Here is a 21,435-nt window from a genome sequence, read left to right as displayed (position 1 = left end):
AACGCGCCGCAGCTTGCACAAAAGGACCCCGCAATGCCCAAGCTTTCCCCCGACACGCCCCTGATCCATTCCGGCGCCCGGGTGGTGAACTCGACCTTCGGCGCCTGGTGCGAGGTGGGGGCGGGCAGCATCGTGCTGAACTCGACCTTCCAGGACTATGCCTATTGCGACCGGCTGGCCGATATCGCCAATAGCACGGTCGGCAAATTCGCCAATATCGCCGCGATGACCCGGATCGGCCCGACCGATCACCCCTACAGGAATGCCGCCCAGCACCATTTCCTGTACCGCTCGGCCAGTTACTGGGACGATGTCGAGGATGACGCGGATTTCTTCGCCACCCGCGCCGCCCGCCGCACCCGCCTGGGCGCCGATTGCTGGATCGGCCATGGCGCGATCATCAAGCCCGAGATCACCGTGGGCGTCGGTGCCATCGTCGCCTCGGGCGCGGTGGTGACCCGCGATGTCGCGCCCTTCATGATCGTCGCCGGCTGCCCCGCCACGCCCTTGCGGGCCCGCTTTCCCGATGCGGTGGCCCAGCGCCTGCTGGCCCTGGCCTGGTGGGATTGGGATCACGCCCGGCTGCGCGCGGCCCTGGCCGATTTCCGCGCCCTGCCCGCCGAGGAGTTTCTTGAGAAATACCAGGGCTGAGCCCGCGTTATTCCGCCGCCAGCCGCAGCCGCGCCGGCAGCCGCAGAAAGCGCCCCGCCAGCCCGGCGGACAGATGCGCCAGCCGCCCACCGGCGATGACGCCCTCGATCCCGCGGGTCGCGGGGTTCATCACCACCAGATCGGCGCGCCGGCCGATCTCGATCCGGCCGCGATCGGCCAGGCCGATGATGCGCGCCGGTGCCGCCGAGACCAGTTTCCACGCCTTTTCAAAGGGAAGGATGCCGCGATCGACCAGGGCCCAGACCGCCATCGGCAAGGCCGGAATGTGGTAATCCGAGACCAGCGCATCGCACAGCCCGTCGCGGATCAGCGCCTCGGCCGACAGATTGGCGGCCTGGCTGCCGCCCCGCACCACATTCGGCGCGCCCATCAGCACCGGATCGCCATTGGCCTTGGCCGCGGCCGCGGCCGGACGGCGGATCGGGAATTCGGCGATCCGCGCGCCCAGGATGCGGTAGAATTCCCGCGTCTCGGCATCGGGGTCGTCATGGCTGCCATAGCGCACGCCCAGCCTGTCGAAAGCCTCGGCCAGGCTATGCAGCGCGCGCGGCACCTCACGCGCCCGTGCCCGCGCCGCATCCAGCCGCGCCGACAGCTCTTCGCCGGTCAGCCCGGCCTTGCGCGCCCAGATGCCAAAGGTTTCGCGGTCGCGGCGGCGGGTCTGCACGCCTTCCTCGGAATGGTCGTTGAAGACCACATAGCCCACGCCGAACCGTTCCACCGCCGCGATCAGCCGCGGCACTTCGGCCACCAGATGGGTCTCGGCCCGGATCTGCACCCGCAGGTCGATCAGCGCCTCGGCGCGATAGGCCTGCACCGCCTCGATCAGCTTTTCAGCCTGATCGGGCGCGCGGATCCCGCCCTCCCAGCTCCAGCCCTGGGCGAGATAGGCCGTGGTCACCCCATGCGCCGCCGCCTCGCGCTCGGTCGAGGCCAGGGCGGCGCGCAGGGGAAAGTCGGCGCGGGGGCGCGGATGGATCTGATGTTCGAACCCGTCGCCATGCAGATCGACGATCCCCGGCAACAGCCAGTAGCCCGACAGATCGACCTCGGGCAGATCGCCGCCGGCGGTGATCTCTCCACTGGAAAGACCCAGCGCCTCGGGCCGAAGGGCGCCGTCGATCAGAACGGCCGCGCCGGTCAGGCGCAGCGGAGGCAGAAGATCCGGCATTTTCAGCTCGCAGGTGAAGGGTGTCTGCTGTGGATAACTGCAAGCTGCAACGCCGATATGACAGCTCAGCCGCCGGCGACGGTCAGCGTCACCCTTTCGCCCGCAAACCAGGTCGTGCCGAATTCCACTGGATTGCCCGCACCATCGACATTGACCGCCACCGATTGCAACACCGGCGCCCCGGCCGGCAGCTGCAGTTGCAGCGCCAGCGTCGCGGGCGCCAGCGTCGCGGTCAGCCGGGTCGTCGCGCGGGTGTAATCGGGCAGGCCGCAATCGGCCAGCGCCGCGGTGATCGACTGGTGCAGGGCCAGCGCCGCCGGCAGATCGGCAAATCTTTCCGCTGGAAAGACAGATCGGAACACTGCGATCGGCTGGCCATCGGCCATCGACACGCCCTCGACCACATGCACCGGATCGCCCGCAGACAGGCCCAGCGCCGCGGCCTCTTCGGCATCGGCCGGCCGGGTCTCGTTCCGGGTCAGCCGGCGCGACGGCACCTTGCCCGAGGCCTCGACCGCCTGGTGAAAGCGCACCCTGCGGCCCAGCGGGTAGTCGGTGCTGCTGCCGGTCACGAAGACCCCGGCGCCGCGGCGGGCATGGGTCAGCCCGCGCGCGGCCAGATCGGCCAGCGCATGGCGCACCGTATGGCGGTTGACGCCAAAGCGTGCCGAAAGCGCGGCTTCGGTCGGCAGCTTGCCCCCCAGCGGGAACTGGCCGCGGGCGATCTCGGCCGCAAGCGTCTCGGCAATCTCGCGCCACAGGGCGGATCGGGCCATCTGTCACCTAATCTTCATCAAGGAATCGCACAGCAGGGGTAGCGCGGCGCGCCGGATATTTGTATAGTTGTCTATATAACTCGACAAGTGGGAAAGATGTCTGTGCAGGAACTCCCGACCGAAGACCGCCGCGCCTGGATGGGCCTCTTGGCCCGGGCCCGGCCCGAGCGGCTGGCGGCGCTGCTGCCCGCCCCGCTTCCCGCCCATGCCGACCTGCGCGCCCCGGAAATCGGCGCGGTGATGGTGCGGGGCCGGGTCTCGGCCAGCGGCGCGCCGTTCAATCTGGGCGAGATGACGGTGACGCGCTGCGCATTGCGCCTGACCGATTGCGGCACGGTGGGCCATGCCTATGTGCAGGGCCGCGACCGTGACCATGCCCGGCGCGCGGCGCTGGTCGATGCGCTGATGCAGACCGGGCGGGCGGCAGCGCTGCGCGCCCAGGTGCTGGATCCGCTGGCGGCCGAGGAAGCCGCGGCGCGGGGGTTGCGCGCCGCCAAGGCAGCGGCGACGCGGGTGGAATTCTTCACCCTGGTGCGCGGAGAAGACGCATGAGGCCCGAATCCCTGACCGGCGGCTTCGTCACTCCCCCGCAAGACAGCGCCCGCGCCTTCCGCACGGCGCTGAGCGTCCTGTCGCGGCCCGGAACGATATTGACGCTGGAAAGATTAGCGCCCCCCGCCCCGCTTTCCCCTGCGGCCGGGACTTTGGCGCTGGTTCTGCTGGACAGCACGACGCCCGTCTTCCTGGCGCCCTCGCATGATCTTCCGGCGGTGCGCGACTGGCTGGCCTTCCAGACCGGCGCGCCGCTGGTGGGGCCCGAGGCGGCGGCCTTCGCCTTTGGCAACTGGGATGCGCTGCAGCCGCTGTCGCGCTTTGCGATCGGCACTGCCGAATACCCCGACCGCGCCGCCACGCTGATCGCCGAACTGCCGCGGCTCGCGCCCGAAGGATCGCGGCTGACCGGCCCCGGGATCCGCGACACGGCACGGCTCAGCCTGCCCGAAAGCCCTAGCTTTGCGGAAAATAACGATCTGTTTCCATTGGGTTATGATATCTTCTTCACCTGCGGAAACCAGGTCGCCGGCCTGCCGCGCTCAACCCGTGTGGAGCTTGTCTGATGTATGTCGCCGTCAAGGGTGGCGAGCGCGCCATCGACAATGCCCATGCCTTCCTGGCCGAAGAGCGCCGGGGCGCCCCAGACATCGCCGAACTGACCGTGCCGCAGATCCGCGAGCAGTTGCGCCTGGCCGTCAACCGGGTGATGGCCGAGGGTTCGCTTTACGATCCGGATCTGGCGGCGCTGGCGATCAAGCAGGCGCGCGGCGATCTGATCGAGGCAATCTTCCTGATCCGCGCCTATCGCACCACCCTGCCCCGCCATGGCGCCTCGCAGCCGATTGACACTGGAAAGATGTCGATCACCCGCCGGGTCTCGGCCACGTTCAAGGATGCGCCGGGCGGGCAGATCCTGGGCCCGACCTTCGACTATACCCACCGCCTCTTGGATTTCACCCTGGCCGCCAATGGCGAGGCGCCGGCCGCGCCAGTGGCGCCGGCAAGCCCGGATCCGGTTCCGCATATCACCAAGTTCCTGAACCGCGACGGGCTGATCGAAACCGCCCCGCCTGCCGAGGACACGCCCGCCGACCTGACGCGCGAACCGCTGAGCCTTCCGGCCAGCCGCCCCCTGCGGCTGCAGGCGCTGGCGCGCGGCGATGAAGGCTTCGTTCTGTCGCTCGCCTATTCCACCCAACGCGGTTATGGCCGCACGCATGCCTTTGTGGGCGAGTTGCGGATCGGCACGGTCGCGGTCGAGATGCAGGTCCCCGAACTGGGTTTCGCCGTCGAGATCGGCGAGATCGAGGTCACCGAATGCGAGACGGTGAACCAGTTCAAGGGGTCGAAGACCGAGCCGCCGCAATTCACCCGCGGCTATGGGCTCAGCTTCGGGCAGACCGAGCGCAAATCCATCGCCATGGCGCTGGTCGATCGGGCGCTGCGCTGGAAGGAACTGGGCGAAGACAACAGCGGCGCCCCGGCGCAGGATGAGGAATTCGTTCTGGCCCATTGCGATAACATCCAGGCGACTGGATTTCTCGAGCATATCAAACTGCCGCATTACGTGGATTTCCAGTCAGAGCTTGAACTTATCCGACATTTGCGCGCCGAAGCGCAGGCAGCCCGGCAGGAGGCCGCAGAATGACGCCCGCTCTCAAGGCCGTGGTCTTCGACATCGGCAATGTCCTGATCCGGTGGGATCCCGTGCAGGCCTTCCTGCCCGCCTTGGGCGACCGCGCCAAGGTTGACGCTTTTCTGGACCGCATCCATTTCCCGGCGCTGAACCTGCGCGGCGATGCGGGCGTGCCCTTCGCCGACCTGGCGCAAGAGATCGCCGATCCAGCCGACCGCGCGGTGTTTTCGACCTATCTGCCGAACTACCCGCGCAGCATCACCGAGCCGATCGAGGCCACATGGGCGCTGATCCCGCGGCTGAAGGCGCGCGGTCTGCAGATCCATGCGATCACCAATTGGTCGGCCGAAACCTGGCCGGCCGGGCTGGCCGCCCATCCGCGGCTTGGCGCCAGTTTCGGGGTCACGGTCGTCTCGGGGCACGAGGGCTGCATCAAGCCCGATCCGGCGATTTTCGCGCGTCTCTGCGACCGGGCCGAGCTGGACCCGCAGGCCTGCCTGTTCATCGACGACAGCGCCAGGAACGTGGCCGGCGCGCGGGATTTCGGCATGGAGGCCGTGCTTTTCACCGATTCCGCCGCGCTGGAAGGCGCGCTACAGGACAGGGGGCTGCTGTGATCGGACTATCGCAGGGAATCGTCGGACCGGTCGATCCGGTCGCGCAGCCGCAGCATGGCGCGCAGGAAGTTTCGGGTGCCGCGCGCGATCAGGAAGGCGTAAAGCGCAAAGGCGCCGCCGAAGATCAGCGCCAGGGCGACCAGGGTCAGGATACCGTCCAGGCTGATCATCATGCGGCCTCTGCCCCTGTGCCGGACGAGTATAACTTCGCCTATCTGGATGAACAGACCAAGCGGATGATCCGCCGCGCGATCCTGAAGGGCGTCGCCGTGCCGGGCTATCAGGTGCCTTTCGCCAGCCGCGAAATGCCGATGCCCTATGGCTGGGGCACGGGCGGCGTGCAGGTGACGGCGGCCTGTCTGGTGCCGGCGGACGTGCTGAAAGTGATCGACCAGGGCGCGGATGACACCACCAATGCGGTCTCGATCCGCAAGTTCTTTCAGCGCACGGCCGGGGTTGCGGTGACCGAGGCGACGGGCGAGGCATCGGTGATCCAGACCCGGCACCGCATCCCCGAACAGGCGCTGCGCGAGGATCAGATCCTGGTCTATCAGGTGCCGATCCCCGAACCGCTGCGCTTTCTGGAACCGCGCGAGACCGAGACGCGCAAGATGCATGCGCTTGAGGAATACGGGCTGATGCATGTGAAACTGTATGAAGACATCGCCCGGCACGGCCAGATCGCCACGTCCTACGCCTATCCGGTCAAGGTCGAGGGGCGCTATGTGATGGACCCCTCGCCGATCCCGAAATTCGACAATCCGAAACTGTCGGATTGCGCCGCCTTGCAGCTGTTCGGCGCGGGGCGCGAGCAGCGGATCTACGCGCTGCCGCCCTATACGAAGGTGGTCAGCCTGGATTTTGAAGATCACCCGTTCACGCCGTCGAAGGCCGACCACGATTGCGACCTGTGCGGGGCCTCGGACAGCTATCTGGACGAGGTGATCACCGACGATCAGGGCGGGCGGATGTTCGTCTGTTCCGACACCGATTTCTGCCGCTGCCGCCGCGAGGCGGGCCATGTCGGCCGGCTGGGAGGCGAAGCATGACGCTGCAATCTGCGACCGGCCCCGAATTTTCGCAGAAAATTCGCGCCCCCGACCAGCCGCTGTTGCGGGTCTCGGGCCTGACGAAACGCTATGGCGCGCGGATCGGCTGCGCCGATGTGTGTTTCGATCTGTTCCCGGGCGAAGTCCTTGGGATCGTCGGAGAATCAGGCTCGGGCAAATCGACGCTGCTGTCCTGCCTGGCCGGCCATCTGGCCCCGGATGCGGGCGAAGTGATCTTCGCCACGGCGGAAGGCCCGCGCGACACGTTGCAGATGACCGAACCCGACCGCCGCCGCCTGTCGCGCACCGATTGGGCTTTCGTGCATCAGAACCCGCGCGACGGGCTGCGCATGGGCGTGTCGGCCGGCGGCAATGTGGGCGAGCGGCTGATGGCCGTGGGCGCCCGGCATTACGGCGCGATCCGCGACAAGGCCACCGACTGGCTGGGCCGGGTGGAAATCGCCGCGGACCGGATCGACGACCGGCCATCGGCCTTTTCCGGCGGCATGCAGCAACGCCTGCAGATCGCCCGCAATCTGGTGACCGCGCCGCGTCTTGTCTTCATGGACGAGCCGACCGGGGGCCTTGATGTCAGCGTGCAGGCCCGGCTTCTGGACCTGCTGCGCGGGCTGGTGCGCGATCTGGGCCTGTCGGTGATCATCGTCACCCATGATCTGGCCGTGGTGCGGCTTCTGGCCGATCGGCTGATGGTGATGAAGGGCGGGCGGGTGGTGGAACAGGGCCTGACCGATCAGGTGCTGGACGACCCGCAGCATGCCTATACGCAACTTCTCGTCTCTTCCGTGCTGCAGGTCTAGGCCCATGATCGCGATCCGCAACCTTTCGAAATCCTTCACCCTGCACAATCAGGGCGGCGCGGTGATCCCGGTCATGGCCGGCGCCACGCTTTCCGTCTCTCCGGGCGAATGTGTGGCATTGATCGGCGCTTCGGGGGCGGGGAAATCCACCCTGATGCGCATGGTCTATGGCAATTACCTGGCCGCCGGGGGCGAGATCCTGGTGGCCGGGGTGAATGTCGCCACCGCCGCCCCGCGCGAGGTTCTGGCGCTGCGCCGCGCGACGCTTGGCTATGTCAGCCAGTTCCTGCGCGTTGTCCCCCGCGTGCCCACGCGCGACGTGGTGGCCGAGCCGCTGCTGGCGCTTGGCCATCCGCGCGATCAGGCGCTGGCCCGGGCCGAAGACCTGCTGTCGCGCCTGAACATCCCCGAACGGCTGTGGGCCCTGTCGCCCACCACCTTCTCGGGCGGCGAACAGCAGCGGGTGAACATCGCCCGCGGCTTCGTGCATGCCTATCCCGCAGTTTTGCTGGATGAACCCACCGCCAGCCTGGATGCCGGCAACCGCGAGGTGGTCTTGCAACTGATCGAAGAGGCCAAGGCGCGCGGCGCGGCGATCCTGGGGATCTTCCATGACGAAGGCGCCCGGGCGCGCGTCTGCGACCGGGTGGTCGATGTGACGGGCTTCACCCCGGGGCTGGCGGCATGAGTGGCAGGCTTTTCGCCGTGGTCGGGCCCTCGGGCGCGGGCAAGGATACGCTGATCGCGCTGGCCCGTGCGGCGCGGCCCGATCTGGCGGTGGTGCGCCGCGCGATCACGCGGCCGGAAGCGGCGGGGGGCGAGGATTTCCAGGGGATCTCGGAAGCCGAATTCGAGGCGCGGCGGGCGGCGGGCGATTTCGCGCTGCATTGGCGCGCGCATGGGCTGGGCTATGGCATTCCCCGCGCCGAACTGGCGCCGCTTGACGCCGGTCGCGACGTGATCTTCAACGGCTCGCGCGCCGCGCTGCAGGCGGCCGCGGCGCAGTTTCCCGGGCTGGTGGTGATCGTGATCACCGCACCAGCCGCGGTGCTGGCCGCCCGCCTTGCCGCCCGCGGACGCGAGGCGCCGGCCGATATCGCCGCGCGGGTCGCCAGGGCGGCGCTGCAGATCCCGGCAGGTCTGGCCCGGGTCGAGGTGATGAACGATCAAAGCCCCGAGATCGGCGCGGCGCGGCTGCTGGCCGCACTTCAGCCGGTCAGCGCGTGACGGGACAGCAGATGGAACCTCCCCGCCGCATCCTCGCCGCAAAGGCACAGATCGCCGATCGTGAAGGGCTGCGGCAGCGCGCCTTCGAAATAGCGCGCCGCCACGGCGGCCAGCGCCGCGCCTTCGACCTCATCCAGTTTGTCGGACAGGGTCAGGTGGAAGCGAAACTCTTCCAGAACATAGGGATAGCCCCATTGCGCCAGCAGATCGCGCTGGCGCGGGTTCAGCCGCTCGGGCCGGCGCTTGGCGATTTCGGCCTCGGTCAGAGGCGCGCGGAACGCGTCCAGCCCGGTGACCACCTCGGCCGCCAAAGCCATCAGTTCGGTCTCGTCGCCTTCCGGCAGCAGCGCCAGGAAGCCGCCCAGCCGCTTCAGCGCCAGCCCCGGCAGGACGACCGGCGCCAGACGCGCGGCCAGCGCCGTGACGGCGGCGGAAAGCCCTGCGGCATCGGCCCCTTCGGCCAGCCGGAACGGCGCCTTGATCGTGCCGTGAAAGCCGTATTTGCGCGGATCCCGGGTCAGATCGGCCAGGGGACGCGGCAGGCCCGGCAGATCGGGCTGGGCCATGTCCTGCCCTGCCTGCACATCCCAGCCCAGCCATTCGGCGGTGCGGCGCGCGAAGTCACCCGCCGGGGGCGCGTAATAGATCGCGTAGCGTCTGTAGTCTGTCATGCCTGCCGCCCTACTGCCCCGATGTCACATGGATGTGACGCGCCCGTCCTATTGCCCCTACCCTGCCCTGAAACGACCGGACCTTGAAGATGCAAGCCAGCCCTGAGACGATCCTCGCCAATGCCCGCCTTGTGCTGCCCGATGCGGTTCTGACCGGCAGTCTGCTGATCCGCGACGGCAGGATCGCCGCGATCGAGCCGGGCGCCGCGGTGCCCTCGGGCGCGCTCGACCTAGAGGGCGATCTGCTGCTGCCCGGGCTGATCGAATTGCACACCGACAATCTGGAGCGCCATATCGAGCCGCGGCCGCGGGTGAAATGGCCGCATGCGGCGGCGATCATCGCCCATGACGCGGAACTGGCCGGAACCGGGATCACCACGGTCTTTGACGCGCTGCGCGTGGGCTCGGTCGTGTCGCGCACGAAGTCGAACTATGGCGAATATGCCCGCGCGCTGGCCGATGAGATCCTGGCCCTGCGGGGGGCGGGCGCCTTGCGGATCAGCCATCTGCTGCATCTGCGGGCCGAGGTCTGTTCCGAGACGCTGATTGCCGAGCTGGCGAAATTCGGCCCCGACGACGGGGTGGGGATCGTCAGCCTGATGGATCACACGCCAGGCCAGCGCCAGTTCCGCGACCTGACCCAGCTGGCGGCCTATGTGCGCGGCAAGCACGGGTTGTCCGAGGCGGAATTCGACACCCATGTCGAGAACCAGAAGGCGCTGTCGGCGCTGATGGGCAAGGCGCATGAAGAGGCGGCAGTGGCGGCGGCGCGGCGCTATGGCGCGGTGTTGGCCAGTCATGACGACACGACCGCCGCCGATGTGGGGCAAAGTGCCGGCCATGGCGTGCGCTTCGCCGAGTTTCCGACCACGCGCGAGGCGGCGCAGGCCTGCCGCGCCCGGGGCATCGCGGTGATGATGGGCGCGCCGAACCTGATCCGCGGCGGGTCGCATTCCGGCAATATCGCCGCCGGAGAGCTGGCCGAGGCCGGGCTTCTGGACATCGTCTCGTCCGACTACGTGCCGGCGGCGCTGCTGTCGGCGGCCTTGATGCTGGGCGATCTGTGGGATGACCTGCCGCGCGGCGTGGCCACGGTGACCGCCGCACCGGCACGGGCGACGGGCTTGACCGACCGGGGCGAGATCGCCCCGGGCAAGCGCGCCGATCTGGTCCGCGTGCGCCGCATCGCCGGCACGGGCATGCCGCGCGGCACCTGGGTCGCGGGCGAGCGGGTGGCCTGACCCCGGCGACGGGGGGCCAGTCCAGGCCCCCGCCCCGCGCCGGACCATCGCACGCGACAGCAGCCAAGGGGGCCGTCTCGGCCCCCTTTTTCTTGGCCCGACTCATGGCCCCGGCGCTGCCCCTGCCGGGCAGCCATCGGCCCTTCTGCGGCAAGCCGCGGGCAAACAACGATATTCCCCGAAAGCGACGCCTCGGCCCCGCCTCGACTCGGGGAATGAAATTCTATTAAAACGACCAATTTTGACGTGAATATTCCTTTGAAATACTCGACCTGTCATGTCGTAATTAACCCATGACGGGCAGGTCGTCTGCCCTCCTTGCCGAAGGAGACCGCCATGAGTGTTCAGCTTCTCGCTCCGCGCCGCGCGCTGGAACCGCAGCGCCCCGAAGCCCGTACGGCCGCCTTCCCGGGCGGTGCCGCACTCTGCTGTGCCGTCCTGCTGGGCGCTGTCTTCTGGGTCGCCCTGGCCCTTCTGGTGCTGGCATGAGCCGCATCGACCCCGCCCTGTCCGGCGCCCCCCTTTCGGGCCTGGCCGCCGTCCGGCTGATCGACCGCCGCACCGGCCGCGCCCATCGGATCAACGGCACCCCCCTGGTGCTTTACACCCGCAACACCGCCGAGGCGGAAGCCGAATTGCTGCAGGGCCGTGACCCGCAGCATTGGGAAATCCGCATCGACCAAATCCAGATCGGAGATCGCCGATGATCGCCCTTGCCCCCTATCCCTCTCTGATCCTGGGCCTGATGCCGGCGCTTCCCCTGCCCCGCCGGCGCAACACGCAATCGAAGGAACCGCCCATGTATGCCACCATCACCCTTGCCGGAACGGTCACCGCCCAGGGCCCGCAGACCGGCGCGCATGCCGATGGCCGCATCACCGTGCATGATGGCAGCCGCGAGGTGACCGGCTGGCCGATCGCCCGCAGCCTGCGCGGCGCGCTGTCGGGCCTGGCGCTGGCGGTGCTGGGGCTTGGCGGCGGCGCCGCTTTCCAGCCGGCCCAGGCCGAGACGCTTCTGAACGTCTCCTACGATCCGACGCGTGAATTGTACCGCGAACTGGATCAGGTCTTTGCCGATTGGTGGGTGGCCCAGGGCCATGACCCGGCGCAGATCGAGGTCAGCCATGGCGGATCGGGCGCCCAGGCGCGGGCGGTGATCGACGGGCTGGAAGCCCAGGTGGTGACGCTTGCCCTGGCCTCGGACATCGACAAGATCGCCGCGGCCGGCCTGCTGCCCGAGGACTGGCAGTCGAAACTGCCCCACAATTCCAGCCCCTATACCTCGACCATCGTTTTCCTGGTGCGCGAGGGCAACCCCAAGGGCATCAAGGACTGGGGCGATCTGGTGGCCGACGGGGTCGAGGTGATCACGCCCAATCCCAAGACCTCGGGCGGCGCGCGCTGGAACTATCTGGCGGCCTGGGCCTGGGCGGAAAAGAACGGCAAGGACCCGAAAGCCTTCGTGGGCGATCTGTTCAAACATGTGCCGGTGCTGGATTCGGGCGCCCGCGGCGCCACCACCACTTTCGCTCAGCGCGGCATCGGCGATGTGCTGCTGGCCTGGGAGAACGAGGCCTATCTGGCGCTGGCCGAACTGGGCGAGGATCAGTTCGACATCGTCGTGCCCTCGGTCTCGATCCTGGCCGAGCCGCCGGTGGCACTGGTCGAAAAGAACATCAAGACCGATGCGCAGCGCGAACTGGCCGAGGCCTATCTGAACTTCCTCTACACGCCGGAAGGCCAGGCCGTGGTCTGGAAGAACTTCTACCGCGGCTGGGACACGTCGAAGGCCGCCCCTGAAGATGTGGCACGTTTCCCGAAGCTGGATCTGGTGACGATCGCCGATTTCGGCGGCTGGAAGAAGGCGCAGCCCGAGCATTTCGGCGATGGCGGGATCTTCGACCAGATCTATGTGCCGAAGTGAGCCGGGCATGACCGCGCGCCCGCTGTTCCAGCGCTCTCCCATGCCGGGCTTCGGCCTGAGCATGGGGGTCACCCTGACGATGTTGTCCCTGGTGGTCTTGTTGCCGATCGGCGCCCTTCTGATGAAGGGCGCCGCTTTCGGACCGGCCGGAATCTGGGACACGGTCAACCGCCCGCGGGTCTGGGCGGCGCTTTTCCTGTCCTTCCGCCTGTCGCTGTTTGCGGCGCTGTTCAACCTGGTCTTCGGCACGCTCTTGGCCTGGGTTCTGGTGCGCTACCGCTTTCCCGGCCGGCGCCTGCTGGATGCCGCGGTCGATCTGCCCTTCGCCCTGCCCACCGCCGTGGCCGGCATCGCGCTGACCGCGCTTTACGCGCCGAACGGCGCCTTCGGCAGCCTGGCGAAAGAGATCGGCTGGAAGATCGCCTATTCGCAATGGGGCATCTTCCTGGCGCTGGTCTTCGTGGGCCTGCCCTTCGTCACCCGCACCGTCCAGCCGGTGGTGGAAGAAATCGACCGCGAGGTTGAAGAGGCCTCGGCCACGCTGGGCGCCGGGCGCTTGACCACGATCACCCGCATCATCCTGCCGATGCTGGCCCCGGCCGCGCTGACCGGCTTTGCGCTCGCCCTGGCGCGGGCGGTGGGCGAATACGGCTCGGTCATCTTCATCGCCGGCAATATTCCCCTGGTCACCGAAATCGCGCCCTTGCTGATCGTGATCCAGCTTGAGGAATTCAATTACGACGCCGCCGCCGCCATCGGCATTGCCATGCTGCTGATCAGCTTCGCGATGCTTCTGGTGATCAACCTGATCCAGATCTGGAGCCGCCGGAGGATCGGACATGTCTGACACCGCCCCCTTCCCCATCCGCCCCGCCCGCTTCCGCAACCCCACCGAAGAGACGCCGCTGGTCCGCCGCCTGGCGATCCTGGCCGCGGTGCTGGGCCTGGCGCTTCTGGTCTTCGCGCCGCTGCTTGTGGTCTTTGCCGAGGCGCTGGCCAAAGGCTGGCTGGCCGCGGTCACCAGCCTTGCCAGCCGCGACGCGCTTTCGGCGATCAAGCTGACCCTGCTGATCGCCGCGATCTCGGTGCCGCTGAACGCCGCCTTCGGCATCGCTGCCGCCTGGGCGATCACCAAATTCGACTTCCGCGGCAAGGCCTTCCTGATCACGCTGATCGACCTGCCCTTCTCGGTCTCGCCCGTGGTCGCGGGCCTGTGCATCGTGTTGATGTTCGGCACAAATTCGCTGCTGGGCGGCTGGCTGGTCGCGCAGGGCTTTCCGGTGGTCTTCGCGCTGCCCGGGATCGTTCTGGCCACGATGTTCGTGACCTTCCCCTTCGTCGCGCGCGAGTTGATCCCGGTGATGATCGAACAGGGACGGGCCGAGGAAGAGGCGGCGCTGACGCTGGGCGCCAGCGGATGGCGGGTGTTCCGCACGGTGACCCTGCCGAACATCCGCTGGGCGCTGCTTTACGGCGTTCTGCTGTGCAACGCCCGCGCCATGGGCGAATTCGGGGCGGTGGCGGTCGTGTCGGGCAAGATCCGCGGCCAGACCGCGACCATGCCGATCACCATCGAGATGCTGTATAACGAATATCTCTCGGTCGCCGCCTTCTCGATGGCAGCGCTGCTGACCTGCCTGGCGCTGATCACGCTTCTGCTGAAAACCGCGCTGGAACGGCGCCATGCCGACCAGCTTTCCGCCGCGCACCGCCATTGATCCTGCCACCTTCCTCTCTGTCCAAATATCCCCGGGGTCCGGGGGCAGCGCCCCCGGCGATCCGCCAAAAGGAGCCACGTCCGATGCAGATCGAGATCGACGAAATCGCCAAAAGCTTTGGCAGCACCACCGCGCTGCACCCTGTCTCGCTGTCGATCCCCTCGGGCGCGCTGGTGGCGCTGCTGGGGCCCTCGGGCTCGGGCAAGACCACGCTGCTGCGCATTCTGGGCGGGCTGGAATACCCGACATCGGGCCGGGTCTGCTTTGACGGGCAGGATGCGACGGGGCTTTCGGTGCAGGATCGCCGCGCGGGTTTTGTCTTTCAAAGCTATGCGCTGTTCCGGCACATGACGGTGTTCGAAAACATCGCCTACGGGTTGAAGGCCCGGCCCCGCGCCAGCCGCCCGCCCAAGGCGGAAATCGCCCGCCGCGTCACCCGGCTTCTGCAGCTGATCCAGCTGCCCGAGATCGGCCCGCGCTATCCGACGCAATTGTCCGGCGGCCAGCGCCAGCGCGTAGCCCTGGCCCGCGCCCTGGCGATCGAGCCGCGGATGCTGCTTCTGGACGAACCCTTCGGCGCGCTGGATGCCAAGGTGCGCAAGGAATTGCGCCAGGGCCTGCGCGACATTCATGACGAGACCGGGCTGACCACCGTCTTCGTCACCCATGATCAGGATGAGGCGATGGAACTGGCCGATCTGGTCGTGGTGATGTCGGGCTCGCAAGCGGGCGGGCGGATCGAGCAGGTCGGCCGTCCGCAGGACATCCGCGCCCGCCCCGCCACACCCTTCGTGCGCGATTTCATCACCGCCTGAACGGCCGGCTTTGAACGGGACGCAAGGGCCGCTTGCCGTGGCCCGGCGTCTTCAGTCGTCGTCCTGGTCAGTCGTCCCGGGCGCCTTGTCGTCCTTGTGCCCGGGCTTGCGCTTTTCCTCGCCCTTGTCGCGGTCGCCATGCCGGCCCTCGGCCTTGCGCGCGGCGTGATCCAGCGCCTTTTCCAGCCGGTCGGCAAAGGCCGCCCGCGCCGCCGGGTCCAGCGTTTCCAGATAGCGGGTCAGGATGGCGCGGATCGTCGAAAGCCGCGCCGCATTGCGCTCGGCGATGACCTGGATCGCCTGCTCCAGCGCCTTGGCGTCGAAGGGCTCGGCCCGCAGCGCGGTGACCAGCGCCGCGAAATCGGCCTGAACCGCGGCCCGGCCCCGCTTCAGATCGGGGAATTCGGCCAGGAAGGCCGCCCGCAGCGCGCGGCGATCCTCGGCATTCAGCGCATCGCCCAAGGGGCCCAGCCCCATCTCGTCACGCCGGGGCGGCGGGCCGCCATTCTTCACATAGGCGCCGACCGCCAGCCCCGCCACGGCCAGATTCGCCGCCAGCGACAGGGCCAGCACCGCCTTGACCCAGCCGCGCGTCCGGTACTCGGGCGCCGGCGCCCGGGGCGGGATCGGGGGGGGAGGCGGCATCTGCGGAGGGAGCGAAGAGGTCTGGGTCTCGGTCATGAATTATCCCTCGGACAGGAAGAAATCGGTGCCCGGCAGAAGCTGCACCTCGGTCACAGAGACGGGGACGAAGCCGCCGGTCAGCCAGCCCAGCGCCGTGGGATCGGCATAGCCGATCACCAGCCCGAAACAGGCCGCGCCGCCCAGCCCCGCCAGAACCCCGCGCCCGCCGACCGCCTCGGCCAGCCGGGCCCAAAGCCCGCGGCGCGGCGCGCTGCGGATCGGCATCGGCATCGGCACGGGCACGGGCACGGGAACCGGCCCCGCCGCCGCCCGCGGCTGTTCGGCCAGCGCATCGGCCAGCACACGCGCCATCAGATCTTTGCCCGGCGGCAGGGAATGGGCCCGCGCCGCGGCGAAAAGGTGGTCGAGATCGGTGTCGGTCATCGTCTCATCTCCCTTCATATCCCAGCTCCTCGCGCTGCCCCTGCAGGGAAGCGGCCAAAGCGCGCTTGCCGCGCGCGGTCAGGCTTTCCACCGCCTCGACCCCGATGCCCATCACCTGGGCGATCTCGGGGTTGGACAGGCCTTCCAGATGCCGCAGCACCACCGCCTCGCGCTGGCGATCGGGCAGCGCGGCCAGGGCGCGACCCAGCGCATCCAGCCGGTCGCCCTCGATCAGCTGCGCCACCGCGCCCGGCGCCGCATCGGCGACTTCGGGCGCCTCGTCCAGCCCCAGCGCGCCGCCGCCGCGCCGCCGCCGCGCCCGGTGCCGGTCGGTCACCAGATTGGTCACCACCCGATACAGCCAGGTCGAGACCTGCGCCTCGCCCGGCCGCCAGCCCGGCGCCGCGCGCCACAGCCGCAGCATCGCCTCTTGCGCCACATCCTCGGCCTCGGCCCGGTCGCCGCCCAGAAGCCGCGCCGCATAGCCCAGCACCCGCGGCACCAGACGCTGGGTCAGCGCCCGCGCCGCAGCCGGATCGCCAAGCGCATAAAGCGCCAGAAGATCCTCGTCCGAGGTTTCGGCCTGAAGGTCGCGTGGCATGGTCATCCCCGCCATTTAGCCGCATCCCCGCGCCATGCGCAAAGCCCCGGGGCCTCAGTTGGCCGGAACCGCCTGGCCCGCCGCACCGCCGTTCAGACCGGCCCGGCAACTTTCCGCATCCGCCCCCTTGCAGGCATGCCTGGCAAAGGCGGCCTGGGCCGCGGCCAGTTCATCGCGCGACAGGGCGCCGTCGCCATCGGCATCCAACCTGGCGAAGCCCCGCCCGCCGGCCCGGGCCGCGGGCATTTCCTCGGCCGAAAGCGCCCCGTCGCCGCCCTTGTCGAAGCGGGCGATCATCCGCGCGGCGCGGGCCTCGGCCTTGGCCTGCCTTTCGTCGCTTTGAAAGGCCATCAACTCGGCCTTGTCCAGCTTGCCATCGCCATTCGCGTCCGCCGCGGCAAAGCGCTGGCTGCGATAGGCGGCGATCTCGGCCTGGCTCAGCTTGCCGTCCTTGTCGGCATCCATCGCCTCGAACCGCTCCAGCAGCACCGGCAGCGGCATGTCGCCCTTGCCCTTGGCCAGGGCCGCCGTCGAAAGCGCCGCGGCAGACAGGGCGGCCAGCATCAGGGCCGAGACCAGACGGCGATCGGTTTTCATCGGAAACTCCTTCATCGGCGAAGCGCCTGCTGCGCCCCATTTCTGCCAGGACAAACGCCGCGGCCGCGCATTTCCGTCGCCCGCTCTTGCGACATCCGGCCACAGCCCTTGCCCTGGCCTGTCAATTGGTGCCAAGAGCGCCTATCTTTTCCACGCTCGCCCCATTCTGGGCCGCCGAGCCCCAGATTGTCCGACCGAAGAACAGGCCCATGATCCAGACACCTGCCTCTGCCGCCCTGCCCGCCTTCGCCGAGCCCGCCGGCGGCGCCGAAGCGGAAAGACCGCTGTGGCCCGCCATCGCGCGCGGCTGGCGTCAGCGCTGCCCGAATTGCGGCGCCGGCCCGATGATGCGCGCTTATCTGAAAGTCCGCGACACCTGCCCGGTCTGCGGGCAAGAGCTGCATCACCATCGTGCCGATGACGGCCCGGCCTATCTGACCATCCTGATCGTCGGCCATCTTCTGGCGCCGATCATGATCTTCCTGTTCACCGCCTGGGATCCCGATCCGCTGATCACCGCCTCGATCCTGTCGGTGGGCTGTGTGGCGCTGTCGCTGTTCCTGCTGCCACGGCTGAAAGGCGCGCTGGTGGGGGTGCAATGGGCCAAGCGCATGCATGGCTTTGGCGAGCCCCTGCCCGCGCAAGACGACCGCGCCTGAATGATCGCGCCTGACAGGGCCGAGCCGCCGATCCGGCCGGCGGCGACGGTGATCCTGGCGCGGCATGACCAGGGCCAGCCGCGCATCCTGATGGGCCAGCGCGGCGCCGGCGCGGCCTTCATGCCGTCGAAATACGTCTTTCCCGGCGGCGCGGTCGATCCGGGCGACGACTGGCCGCTGCCGCTGCCGCTGGCCCCCCTTTGCGCCGGGCGCCTGGCCCAGGGGCCAACGCCGCCCGGGCCGCTGGTCGCCGCCGCCCTGCGCGAGCTGACCGAGGAGACCGGCCTGTCGCTGCGCGCCGACACCCCGCCGCTGCGCTTTGTCTTCCGCGCCATCACGCCGCCGGGCCGGACCCGCCGCTTCGACGCCCGCTTCTTCCTGGCCGATGCCGCGGGCCTGGCCGAAGACCCCGAGGATCTGTCCCGCGCCGGGGCCGAGCTGTCGCATCTGCACTGGATCGGCCTGGCCGAGGCGCGGGCGCTGGATCTGCCCTTCATCACCGAAGTCGTGCTGGCCGAGGTGACGCATCTTCTGCGCGGCGGCGATCAGCCCGGCGTGCCCTTCTTCGACAATTCCGGCGCGGTGCCGACCTTCCGCCGCCTTCTTTAGCGGCTATTCCGCCGCCGCGCGCCGCGGCGCCTCGGCCTCACCGCGCGCCACCGGCCAGACCGGATGCGGTACCGGATCCTTGGCGCGGAACAGATGCGCGCGGACGATCTGCCAATAGTTGCGATAGAGGTAGCCCTCGTTCCGGCGCAGGTAATGGTCGCGGTTCTGCCGGTACAAGGCCGGCAGCCGGTGCCAGGGCACGGCCGGGTGCATGTGATGCACGACATGGAAATTGTTGTTCAGAAACAGCAGCGCCAGCGGGCCGCGATCTTCGATCACCACGGTGCGGGCACGGAACAGCTCATGCGCGCGATGTTCCAGGAAGGTGCGGATCTTCAGCAGCGCCGCCGCCAGGTAACAGGCCAGCAGCCAGGCCCAGACCGGCATGCCGCCCATCGCGCGCAGCCACAGCACGACCAGCCCGATCCCCGCCAGATGCAGCAGCCAGGCCCGGGCCACACCCGGCACGCCGCGCCGGATCAGCGCCGCATCCGCGCCCAGGAAAAAGCCGAAGCCGATCAGCGGCCCGATCAGCATCCGCCCCGCCAGCGTGTTGTTCACCCGCAACAGCGCCTTCAGCCCGCGCGGCAGCCCGGCCCAGACCGCGGGATCAAGATAGTTCGATTCCGGGTCGTCATAGGGATCGGTCAGGATCGGGTCGTGGTGATGGGCAAGATGCGTCTCTTGAAACCGCAGATAGGGGTAGAAAAAGCCCAGCGCCGGAAAGACCAGCGCATGGTTCAGGTGGCGGTTGGCGAAGGGATGGCCATGCAGCACCTCATGCTGAAGCGAGCAGAACTGCGCCGCGGCCCAGCCCACCACCAGCACCGCCAGCAGCGGCTGGGCGTGCCACAGCCAGGTCGTGCCCAGACCGAACAGCCCGTAACTGGCCAGAAGCAGGGCAAGCGTCGGCGCCTCTTCGGCCCAGCCTGCGGGGAAGGCGCTGTCACGCATGGGAAACCTTTGCCACATCTTACGGCGCAGCATAGGGCTTGCGCAGGGGGCCGGGAATTCGGAAGATGCGCAACACTTGGTCAACATCGGTGACTTTGGTAAACACATGCCCGAGATGATGGACAAGCGCGACCGCGCCAGCCTGTTCCGCCTGCGCCTGGCCGAGGCGATGGGCCGCGCGGGGCTAAGCCAGGCGGCCCTGGCGCGGGCGGTGGGGGTGGACCGCTCGACCGTCTCGGCGCTGCTGGCGCAGGGCAAGCGGCTGCCCAATGCGCAGCTGGCGGCCGATTGCGCGCTGGCGCTGGGCGTGTCCTGCGACTGGCTGCTGGGCCTGTCGGCGCGGCCCGAGCCCACGGCGAACCTGCTGGCCGCCTCGCTGACCATGACCGAGGCGCCGCGGGCGCTGATCGACGAGACGATCTTCGCCTGGCATCGCGAGGCGGCGGGCTACAAGATCCGCCATGTGCCGGCCACCCTGCCCGACATGCTGAAGACGCGCGCGATGGTGGAATGGGAATATGCGCCGCAACTGGGCCGCAGCCCCGACCAGGCGCTGCGCGCCTTTGAAGAGCGGCTGGCCTGGATGCGCGGGGCGCGGTCGGATTACGAAATCGCCCTGCCGCTGCATGAGCTGGACAATCTTGCCAGTGGAACGGGCTATTACCGCGGCCTGCCCGCCGAGGTCAGGCTGGACCAGATCGACCGGATGGCCGATCTGTGCGACCAGCTTTATCCCACGCTGCGGCTTTGCCTTTTTGACGCGCGGCGGGTGTTTTCCGCCCCGGTCACCGTCTTCGGGCCCAATCTTGCCGTTGTCTATTTGGGCAGGCATTACATCGCCTTCCGCGATGCGCCGCGGGTCGAGGCGGTCTCGGGCCATTTCGACTGGCTGGTGCGCGAGGCCGAGATCGGCGCCCGCGACGCGGCCCGCCATCTGCGGGCCTTGAAGTTCCAGCTGTAACAGCCTGGGAAGGCTGCGATTTTTCGTCGAAAAATCGCAGTCCCCGGGGCCTAATAGGCGATCATCCGGGCCTTGGAATACCCGTTGAAGTCAAAGATCTCGCCCGCGGCCTTCAGCCGGTCTGGGCCAATCTTTCCCCTGTCAAGAACAAAGCCGAACCGGCCCGAGGGCGTGGCGACGGCCAGGGTGCGGTAATCGGCATCGACCCAGATCACCCACCAATCCTCCATTCCCGCCACCGCAAGCCGCCCCGGCCCGACCGGGCGCAGCGGGCCCGACAGCGCGACCTGCTGCCCGTCCAGACACAGCCGGCCCGACACCGTCAGCCCCCCCGGCCCCGGATCCACCTGCAGCCGCCCCGGCGCACAGCCCGCGCCCTTGCCCGAGGCAAACACCGCCGCCTGCTGCCAGTCGCCGGCGATCCGCGCCGGGGTGAAGGCGGCCGAGGACCAGATCGGCGCCCCCGCCTTGCGGAAGGCCGCAACCGGAGGCGGCGCCGCGCAGGCGGCCAGCGCCAGCACCAGCGCAAGGGTCAATCGACGCATAGGCTCATCCTCCGCCCCATATCGTCCAGAATCTCGTTGCAGCCGAACAAGGGCTTGATCGGCGCGCAGGTGCCCGAGCGCGCCAGGCACAGGCCCTCGCAATCGGCGCCCTTGCGGCAGGCCTTGCCGCTGTCGCGGGTGGGGAAGATGCAGGCGAAACCGGCCTTGCCGGCCTTGGCCCAACTGCCCTTCTTCTTCTCGCAGGCGATCTGTTCGGGGCTTTTCGCAACCGCCGGCGCCGGCGCCGGATCGGCTGCCACGACCGGGGCGGCCGGGGCTGATGCAGCGGCCGGGACGGCCGGAACAGCCGACGGCGCAGGCACGGGCGCCGCCACAGCCACAGCCACAGCCTCGGGCGCCGGGGGGTCCAGGGCCGAAACCTCGATCTCGCCGCCGGTCACCGGGTTCGGCGCCTGGGCCTTCCCGCCGCCGCCCCCGCCGGGCAAGACGCAACCGCCCAGCGCCAGCGCCAGAACCAAGCCCCCCAGCCGTGCCGCAAACCCCGCCATTGGCCCCCCGATCCCGATCCGTCCTGGGCCGAAACCCGCGCC

30 protein-coding genes are annotated in these 21,435 nt (G+C 68.9%); 19 read left to right on the top strand and 11 right to left on the bottom strand.

What is annotated here, in order from left to right; all coding sequences use genetic code 11:
* Window positions 1-33 precede the first annotated feature (33 nt).
* Window positions 34-651: an LbetaH domain-containing protein gene (locus K1Y73_RS08125; RefSeq protein WP_225027763.1), complete on the top strand. Its 618-nt coding sequence runs from the start codon at window positions 34-36 to the stop codon at window positions 649-651.
* A 7-nt stretch (window positions 652-658) separates the two neighbouring features.
* Here the strand turns inward: K1Y73_RS08125 and K1Y73_RS08120 are convergent, their stop codons facing one another.
* Window positions 659-1,843, bottom strand: coding sequence for an alpha-D-ribose 1-methylphosphonate 5-triphosphate diphosphatase (locus K1Y73_RS08120; RefSeq protein ID WP_225027761.1), 1,185 nt, complete (start codon window positions 1,841-1,843; stop codon window positions 659-661).
* 65 nt (window positions 1,844-1,908) lie between these two features.
* Complete coding sequence (gene phnF, locus K1Y73_RS08115) at window positions 1,909-2,619, bottom strand: phosphonate metabolism transcriptional regulator PhnF (RefSeq protein WP_225027759.1); 711 nt, start codon at window positions 2,617-2,619, stop codon at window positions 1,909-1,911.
* 96 nt (window positions 2,620-2,715) lie between these two features.
* On the opposite strand from phnF, the gene phnG reads away from it, so the two are divergent.
* The 4 genes from phnG to K1Y73_RS08095 are packed head-to-tail and all read left to right on the top strand — an operon-like array spanning window position 2,716 to window position 5,427.
* Window positions 2,716-3,171 (top strand): phosphonate C-P lyase system protein PhnG, encoded by a 456-nt coding sequence (gene phnG / locus K1Y73_RS08110; RefSeq protein WP_225027758.1) that lies wholly within the window; start codon window positions 2,716-2,718, stop codon window positions 3,169-3,171.
* Window positions 3,168-3,737 (top strand): phosphonate C-P lyase system protein PhnH, encoded by a 570-nt coding sequence (phnH, locus tag K1Y73_RS08105; RefSeq protein ID WP_225027756.1) that lies wholly within the window; start codon window positions 3,168-3,170, stop codon window positions 3,735-3,737. The genes phnG and phnH overlap by 4 nt, the downstream gene beginning before the upstream one ends.
* On the top strand, window positions 3,737-4,822 hold the full coding sequence (locus tag K1Y73_RS08100; protein ID WP_225027754.1) for a carbon-phosphorus lyase complex subunit PhnI: 1,086 nt from the start codon (window positions 3,737-3,739) through the stop codon (window positions 4,820-4,822). The genes phnH and K1Y73_RS08100 overlap by 1 nt, the downstream gene beginning before the upstream one ends.
* On the top strand, window positions 4,819-5,427 hold the full coding sequence (locus K1Y73_RS08095) for an HAD family hydrolase (protein ID WP_225027753.1): 609 nt from the start codon (window positions 4,819-4,821) through the stop codon (window positions 5,425-5,427). Before K1Y73_RS08100 ends, K1Y73_RS08095 begins: the two co-directional genes overlap by 4 nt.
* A gap of 5 nt (window positions 5,428-5,432) precedes the next feature.
* Here K1Y73_RS08095 and K1Y73_RS08090 read toward each other — a convergent pair whose 3' ends face one another.
* Window positions 5,433-5,600, bottom strand: a complete 168-nt coding sequence (locus tag K1Y73_RS08090) for a hypothetical protein (protein WP_225027752.1) — start codon at window positions 5,598-5,600, stop codon at window positions 5,433-5,435.
* A 15-nt stretch (window positions 5,601-5,615) separates the two neighbouring features.
* Between K1Y73_RS08090 and K1Y73_RS08085 the strand changes: the two genes are divergently transcribed.
* The 4 genes from K1Y73_RS08085 to phnN are packed head-to-tail and all read left to right on the top strand — an operon-like array spanning window position 5,616 to window position 8,521.
* Complete coding sequence (locus K1Y73_RS08085) at window positions 5,616-6,476, top strand: alpha-D-ribose 1-methylphosphonate 5-phosphate C-P-lyase PhnJ (RefSeq protein WP_225027751.1); 861 nt, start codon at window positions 5,616-5,618, stop codon at window positions 6,474-6,476.
* Window positions 6,473-7,294, top strand: a complete 822-nt coding sequence (phnK, locus tag K1Y73_RS08080; protein WP_225027750.1) for a phosphonate C-P lyase system protein PhnK — start codon at window positions 6,473-6,475, stop codon at window positions 7,292-7,294. Before K1Y73_RS08085 ends, phnK begins: the two co-directional genes overlap by 4 nt.
* Window positions 7,295-7,298: 4 nt before the next feature.
* Window positions 7,299-7,982 carry a phosphonate C-P lyase system protein PhnL gene (gene phnL / locus K1Y73_RS08075; protein ID WP_225027749.1) on the top strand — a complete coding sequence of 228 codons (684 nt, stop codon included), beginning with the start codon at window positions 7,299-7,301 and terminating at the stop codon, window positions 7,980-7,982.
* On the top strand, window positions 7,979-8,521 hold the full coding sequence (gene phnN, locus K1Y73_RS08070) for a phosphonate metabolism protein/1,5-bisphosphokinase (PRPP-forming) PhnN (protein WP_225027748.1): 543 nt from the start codon (window positions 7,979-7,981) through the stop codon (window positions 8,519-8,521). Before phnL ends, phnN begins: the two co-directional genes overlap by 4 nt.
* Here the strand turns inward: phnN and K1Y73_RS08065 are convergent.
* Window positions 8,503-9,192 (bottom strand): DUF1045 domain-containing protein, encoded by a 690-nt coding sequence (locus K1Y73_RS08065; RefSeq protein ID WP_225027747.1) that lies wholly within the window; start codon window positions 9,190-9,192, stop codon window positions 8,503-8,505. The two genes, phnN and K1Y73_RS08065, sit on opposite strands and share 19 nt — an antisense overlap.
* Window positions 9,193-9,281: 89 nt before the next feature.
* Here K1Y73_RS08065 and K1Y73_RS08060 point away from each other — a divergent pair, with 89 nt between their 5' ends.
* The 7 genes from K1Y73_RS08060 to K1Y73_RS08030 all read left to right on the top strand — a co-directional run bounded on the left by K1Y73_RS08060 (window position 9,282) and on the right by K1Y73_RS08030 (window position 14,890).
* The gene (locus tag K1Y73_RS08060) at window positions 9,282-10,433 is read left to right on the top strand and encodes an alpha-D-ribose 1-methylphosphonate 5-triphosphate diphosphatase (protein ID WP_225027746.1); all 1,152 of its coding nucleotides are present in this window, start codon (window positions 9,282-9,284) and stop codon (window positions 10,431-10,433) included.
* Window positions 10,434-10,769: 336 nt separating this feature from the next.
* Window positions 10,770-10,922 (top strand): hypothetical protein, encoded by a 153-nt coding sequence (locus K1Y73_RS08055; RefSeq protein WP_225027744.1) that lies wholly within the window; start codon window positions 10,770-10,772, stop codon window positions 10,920-10,922.
* Window positions 10,919-11,140 carry a hypothetical protein gene (locus K1Y73_RS08050; protein WP_225027743.1) on the top strand — a complete coding sequence of 74 codons (222 nt, stop codon included), beginning with the start codon at window positions 10,919-10,921 and terminating at the stop codon, window positions 11,138-11,140. The genes K1Y73_RS08055 and K1Y73_RS08050 overlap by 4 nt, the downstream gene beginning before the upstream one ends.
* A gap of 92 nt (window positions 11,141-11,232) precedes the next feature.
* Window positions 11,233-12,357, top strand: coding sequence for a sulfate ABC transporter substrate-binding protein (locus tag K1Y73_RS08045; protein ID WP_225027779.1), 1,125 nt, complete (start codon window positions 11,233-11,235; stop codon window positions 12,355-12,357).
* A gap of 7 nt (window positions 12,358-12,364) precedes the next feature.
* Window positions 12,365-13,204 (top strand): sulfate ABC transporter permease subunit CysT, encoded by an 840-nt coding sequence (gene cysT, locus K1Y73_RS08040; RefSeq protein WP_225027742.1) that lies wholly within the window; start codon window positions 12,365-12,367, stop codon window positions 13,202-13,204.
* The gene (gene cysW / locus K1Y73_RS08035; protein WP_225027741.1) at window positions 13,197-14,075 is read left to right on the top strand and encodes a sulfate ABC transporter permease subunit CysW; all 879 of its coding nucleotides are present in this window, start codon (window positions 13,197-13,199) and stop codon (window positions 14,073-14,075) included. The genes cysT and cysW overlap by 8 nt, the downstream gene beginning before the upstream one ends.
* 83 nt (window positions 14,076-14,158) lie before the next feature.
* On the top strand, window positions 14,159-14,890 hold the full coding sequence (locus tag K1Y73_RS08030; RefSeq protein ID WP_225027740.1) for a sulfate/molybdate ABC transporter ATP-binding protein: 732 nt from the start codon (window positions 14,159-14,161) through the stop codon (window positions 14,888-14,890).
* A gap of 51 nt (window positions 14,891-14,941) precedes the next feature.
* On the opposite strand, the gene K1Y73_RS08025 is transcribed toward K1Y73_RS08030, so the two are convergent.
* The 4 genes from K1Y73_RS08025 to K1Y73_RS08010 are packed head-to-tail and all read right to left on the bottom strand — an operon-like array spanning window position 14,942 to window position 17,156.
* Window positions 14,942-15,571 (bottom strand): periplasmic heavy metal sensor, encoded by a 630-nt coding sequence (locus K1Y73_RS08025; protein ID WP_225027739.1) that lies wholly within the window; start codon window positions 15,569-15,571, stop codon window positions 14,942-14,944.
* 3 nt (window positions 15,572-15,574) lie between these two features.
* On the bottom strand, window positions 15,575-15,976 hold the full coding sequence (locus K1Y73_RS08020) for a dihydroorotate dehydrogenase (protein WP_225027738.1): 402 nt from the start codon (window positions 15,974-15,976) through the stop codon (window positions 15,575-15,577).
* Window positions 15,963-16,565, bottom strand: a complete 603-nt coding sequence (locus K1Y73_RS08015) for an RNA polymerase sigma factor (protein ID WP_225027737.1) — start codon at window positions 16,563-16,565, stop codon at window positions 15,963-15,965. Before K1Y73_RS08015 ends, K1Y73_RS08020 begins: the two co-directional genes overlap by 14 nt.
* 48 nt (window positions 16,566-16,613) lie before the next feature.
* Window positions 16,614-17,156 (bottom strand): EF-hand domain-containing protein, encoded by a 543-nt coding sequence (locus K1Y73_RS08010; RefSeq protein ID WP_225027734.1) that lies wholly within the window; start codon window positions 17,154-17,156, stop codon window positions 16,614-16,616.
* A gap of 209 nt (window positions 17,157-17,365) precedes the next feature.
* On the opposite strand from K1Y73_RS08010, the gene K1Y73_RS08005 reads away from it, so the two are divergent.
* Both K1Y73_RS08005 and K1Y73_RS08000 read left to right on the top strand, forming a co-directional pair.
* Window positions 17,366-17,815 (top strand): DUF983 domain-containing protein, encoded by a 450-nt coding sequence (locus K1Y73_RS08005; protein WP_225027733.1) that lies wholly within the window; start codon window positions 17,366-17,368, stop codon window positions 17,813-17,815.
* Window positions 17,816-18,424, top strand: coding sequence for an NUDIX hydrolase (locus K1Y73_RS08000; protein ID WP_225027731.1), 609 nt, complete (start codon window positions 17,816-17,818; stop codon window positions 18,422-18,424).
* 3 nt (window positions 18,425-18,427) lie between these two features.
* On the opposite strand, the gene K1Y73_RS07995 is transcribed toward K1Y73_RS08000, so the two are convergent.
* A complete protein-coding gene (locus K1Y73_RS07995) occupies window positions 18,428-19,378 on the bottom strand; it encodes a fatty acid desaturase (RefSeq protein WP_225027730.1) in 951 nt (316 codons plus the stop codon).
* 106 nt (window positions 19,379-19,484) lie between these two features.
* Between K1Y73_RS07995 and K1Y73_RS07990 the strand changes: the two genes are divergently transcribed.
* A complete protein-coding gene (locus K1Y73_RS07990) occupies window positions 19,485-20,339 on the top strand; it encodes a helix-turn-helix transcriptional regulator (protein WP_225027728.1) in 855 nt (284 codons plus the stop codon).
* Window positions 20,340-20,389: 50 nt separating this feature from the next.
* Here K1Y73_RS07990 and K1Y73_RS07985 read toward each other — a convergent pair whose 3' ends face one another.
* Window positions 20,390-20,884 carry a lipocalin/fatty acid-binding family protein gene (locus K1Y73_RS07985; protein WP_225027727.1) on the bottom strand — a complete coding sequence of 165 codons (495 nt, stop codon included), beginning with the start codon at window positions 20,882-20,884 and terminating at the stop codon, window positions 20,390-20,392.
* A complete protein-coding gene (locus K1Y73_RS22010) occupies window positions 20,872-21,393 on the bottom strand; it encodes a hypothetical protein (protein WP_263626559.1) in 522 nt (173 codons plus the stop codon). The genes K1Y73_RS07985 and K1Y73_RS22010 overlap by 13 nt, the downstream gene beginning before the upstream one ends.
* Window positions 21,394-21,435: the final 42 nt, after the last annotated feature.

It is taken from the genome of Xinfangfangia pollutisoli (genome assembly GCF_020179405.1).
GTDB classification, from domain to species: domain Bacteria; phylum Pseudomonadota; class Alphaproteobacteria; order Rhodobacterales; family Rhodobacteraceae; genus Pseudogemmobacter; species Pseudogemmobacter pollutisoli.
Note: the sequence above shows the minus strand (reverse complement) of the source record. Positions and strands in the feature narration are given on the sequence as shown.

Bases quoted from the DNA above. Each gene is read 5' to 3' on its own strand.
- K1Y73_RS08125 (WP_225027763.1), top strand. From the start codon at position 34: ATGCCCAAGCTTTCCCCCGACACGCCCCTGATCCATTCCGGCGCCCGG.
- K1Y73_RS08120 (WP_225027761.1), bottom strand. From the start codon at position 1,843: ATGCCGGATCTTCTGCCTCCGCTGCGCCTGACCGGCGCGGCCGTTCTG.
- phnF (WP_225027759.1), bottom strand. From the start codon at position 2,619: ATGGCCCGATCCGCCCTGTGGCGCGAGATTGCCGAGACGCTTGCGGCC.
- phnG (WP_225027758.1), top strand. From the start codon at position 2,716: ATGTCTGTGCAGGAACTCCCGACCGAAGACCGCCGCGCCTGGATGGGC.
- phnH (WP_225027756.1), top strand. From the start codon at position 3,168: ATGAGGCCCGAATCCCTGACCGGCGGCTTCGTCACTCCCCCGCAAGAC.
- K1Y73_RS08100 (WP_225027754.1), top strand. From the start codon at position 3,737: ATGTATGTCGCCGTCAAGGGTGGCGAGCGCGCCATCGACAATGCCCAT.
- K1Y73_RS08095 (WP_225027753.1), top strand. From the start codon at position 4,819: ATGACGCCCGCTCTCAAGGCCGTGGTCTTCGACATCGGCAATGTCCTG.
- K1Y73_RS08090 (WP_225027752.1), bottom strand. From the start codon at position 5,600: ATGATGATCAGCCTGGACGGTATCCTGACCCTGGTCGCCCTGGCGCTG.
- phnK (WP_225027750.1), top strand. From the start codon at position 6,473: ATGACGCTGCAATCTGCGACCGGCCCCGAATTTTCGCAGAAAATTCGC.
- phnL (WP_225027749.1), top strand. From the start codon at position 7,299: ATGATCGCGATCCGCAACCTTTCGAAATCCTTCACCCTGCACAATCAG.
- phnN (WP_225027748.1), top strand. From the start codon at position 7,979: ATGAGTGGCAGGCTTTTCGCCGTGGTCGGGCCCTCGGGCGCGGGCAAG.
- K1Y73_RS08065 (WP_225027747.1), bottom strand. From the start codon at position 9,192: ATGACAGACTACAGACGCTACGCGATCTATTACGCGCCCCCGGCGGGT.
- K1Y73_RS08060 (WP_225027746.1), top strand. From the start codon at position 9,282: ATGCAAGCCAGCCCTGAGACGATCCTCGCCAATGCCCGCCTTGTGCTG.
- K1Y73_RS08055 (WP_225027744.1), top strand. From the start codon at position 10,770: ATGAGTGTTCAGCTTCTCGCTCCGCGCCGCGCGCTGGAACCGCAGCGC.
- K1Y73_RS08050 (WP_225027743.1), top strand. From the start codon at position 10,919: ATGAGCCGCATCGACCCCGCCCTGTCCGGCGCCCCCCTTTCGGGCCTG.
- K1Y73_RS08045 (WP_225027779.1), top strand. From the start codon at position 11,233: ATGTATGCCACCATCACCCTTGCCGGAACGGTCACCGCCCAGGGCCCG.
- cysT (WP_225027742.1), top strand. From the start codon at position 12,365: ATGACCGCGCGCCCGCTGTTCCAGCGCTCTCCCATGCCGGGCTTCGGC.
- cysW (WP_225027741.1), top strand. From the start codon at position 13,197: ATGTCTGACACCGCCCCCTTCCCCATCCGCCCCGCCCGCTTCCGCAAC.
- K1Y73_RS08030 (WP_225027740.1), top strand. From the start codon at position 14,159: ATGCAGATCGAGATCGACGAAATCGCCAAAAGCTTTGGCAGCACCACC.
- K1Y73_RS08025 (WP_225027739.1), bottom strand. From the start codon at position 15,571: ATGACCGAGACCCAGACCTCTTCGCTCCCTCCGCAGATGCCGCCTCCC.
- K1Y73_RS08020 (WP_225027738.1), bottom strand. From the start codon at position 15,976: ATGAAGGGAGATGAGACGATGACCGACACCGATCTCGACCACCTTTTC.
- K1Y73_RS08015 (WP_225027737.1), bottom strand. From the start codon at position 16,565: ATGACCATGCCACGCGACCTTCAGGCCGAAACCTCGGACGAGGATCTT.
- K1Y73_RS08010 (WP_225027734.1), bottom strand. From the start codon at position 17,156: ATGAAAACCGATCGCCGTCTGGTCTCGGCCCTGATGCTGGCCGCCCTG.
- K1Y73_RS08005 (WP_225027733.1), top strand. From the start codon at position 17,366: ATGATCCAGACACCTGCCTCTGCCGCCCTGCCCGCCTTCGCCGAGCCC.
- K1Y73_RS08000 (WP_225027731.1), top strand. From the start codon at position 17,816: ATGATCGCGCCTGACAGGGCCGAGCCGCCGATCCGGCCGGCGGCGACG.
- K1Y73_RS07995 (WP_225027730.1), bottom strand. From the start codon at position 19,378: ATGCGTGACAGCGCCTTCCCCGCAGGCTGGGCCGAAGAGGCGCCGACG.
- K1Y73_RS07990 (WP_225027728.1), top strand. From the start codon at position 19,485: ATGCCCGAGATGATGGACAAGCGCGACCGCGCCAGCCTGTTCCGCCTG.
- K1Y73_RS07985 (WP_225027727.1), bottom strand. From the start codon at position 20,884: ATGCGTCGATTGACCCTTGCGCTGGTGCTGGCGCTGGCCGCCTGCGCG.
- K1Y73_RS22010 (WP_263626559.1), bottom strand. From the start codon at position 21,393: ATGGCGGGGTTTGCGGCACGGCTGGGGGGCTTGGTTCTGGCGCTGGCG.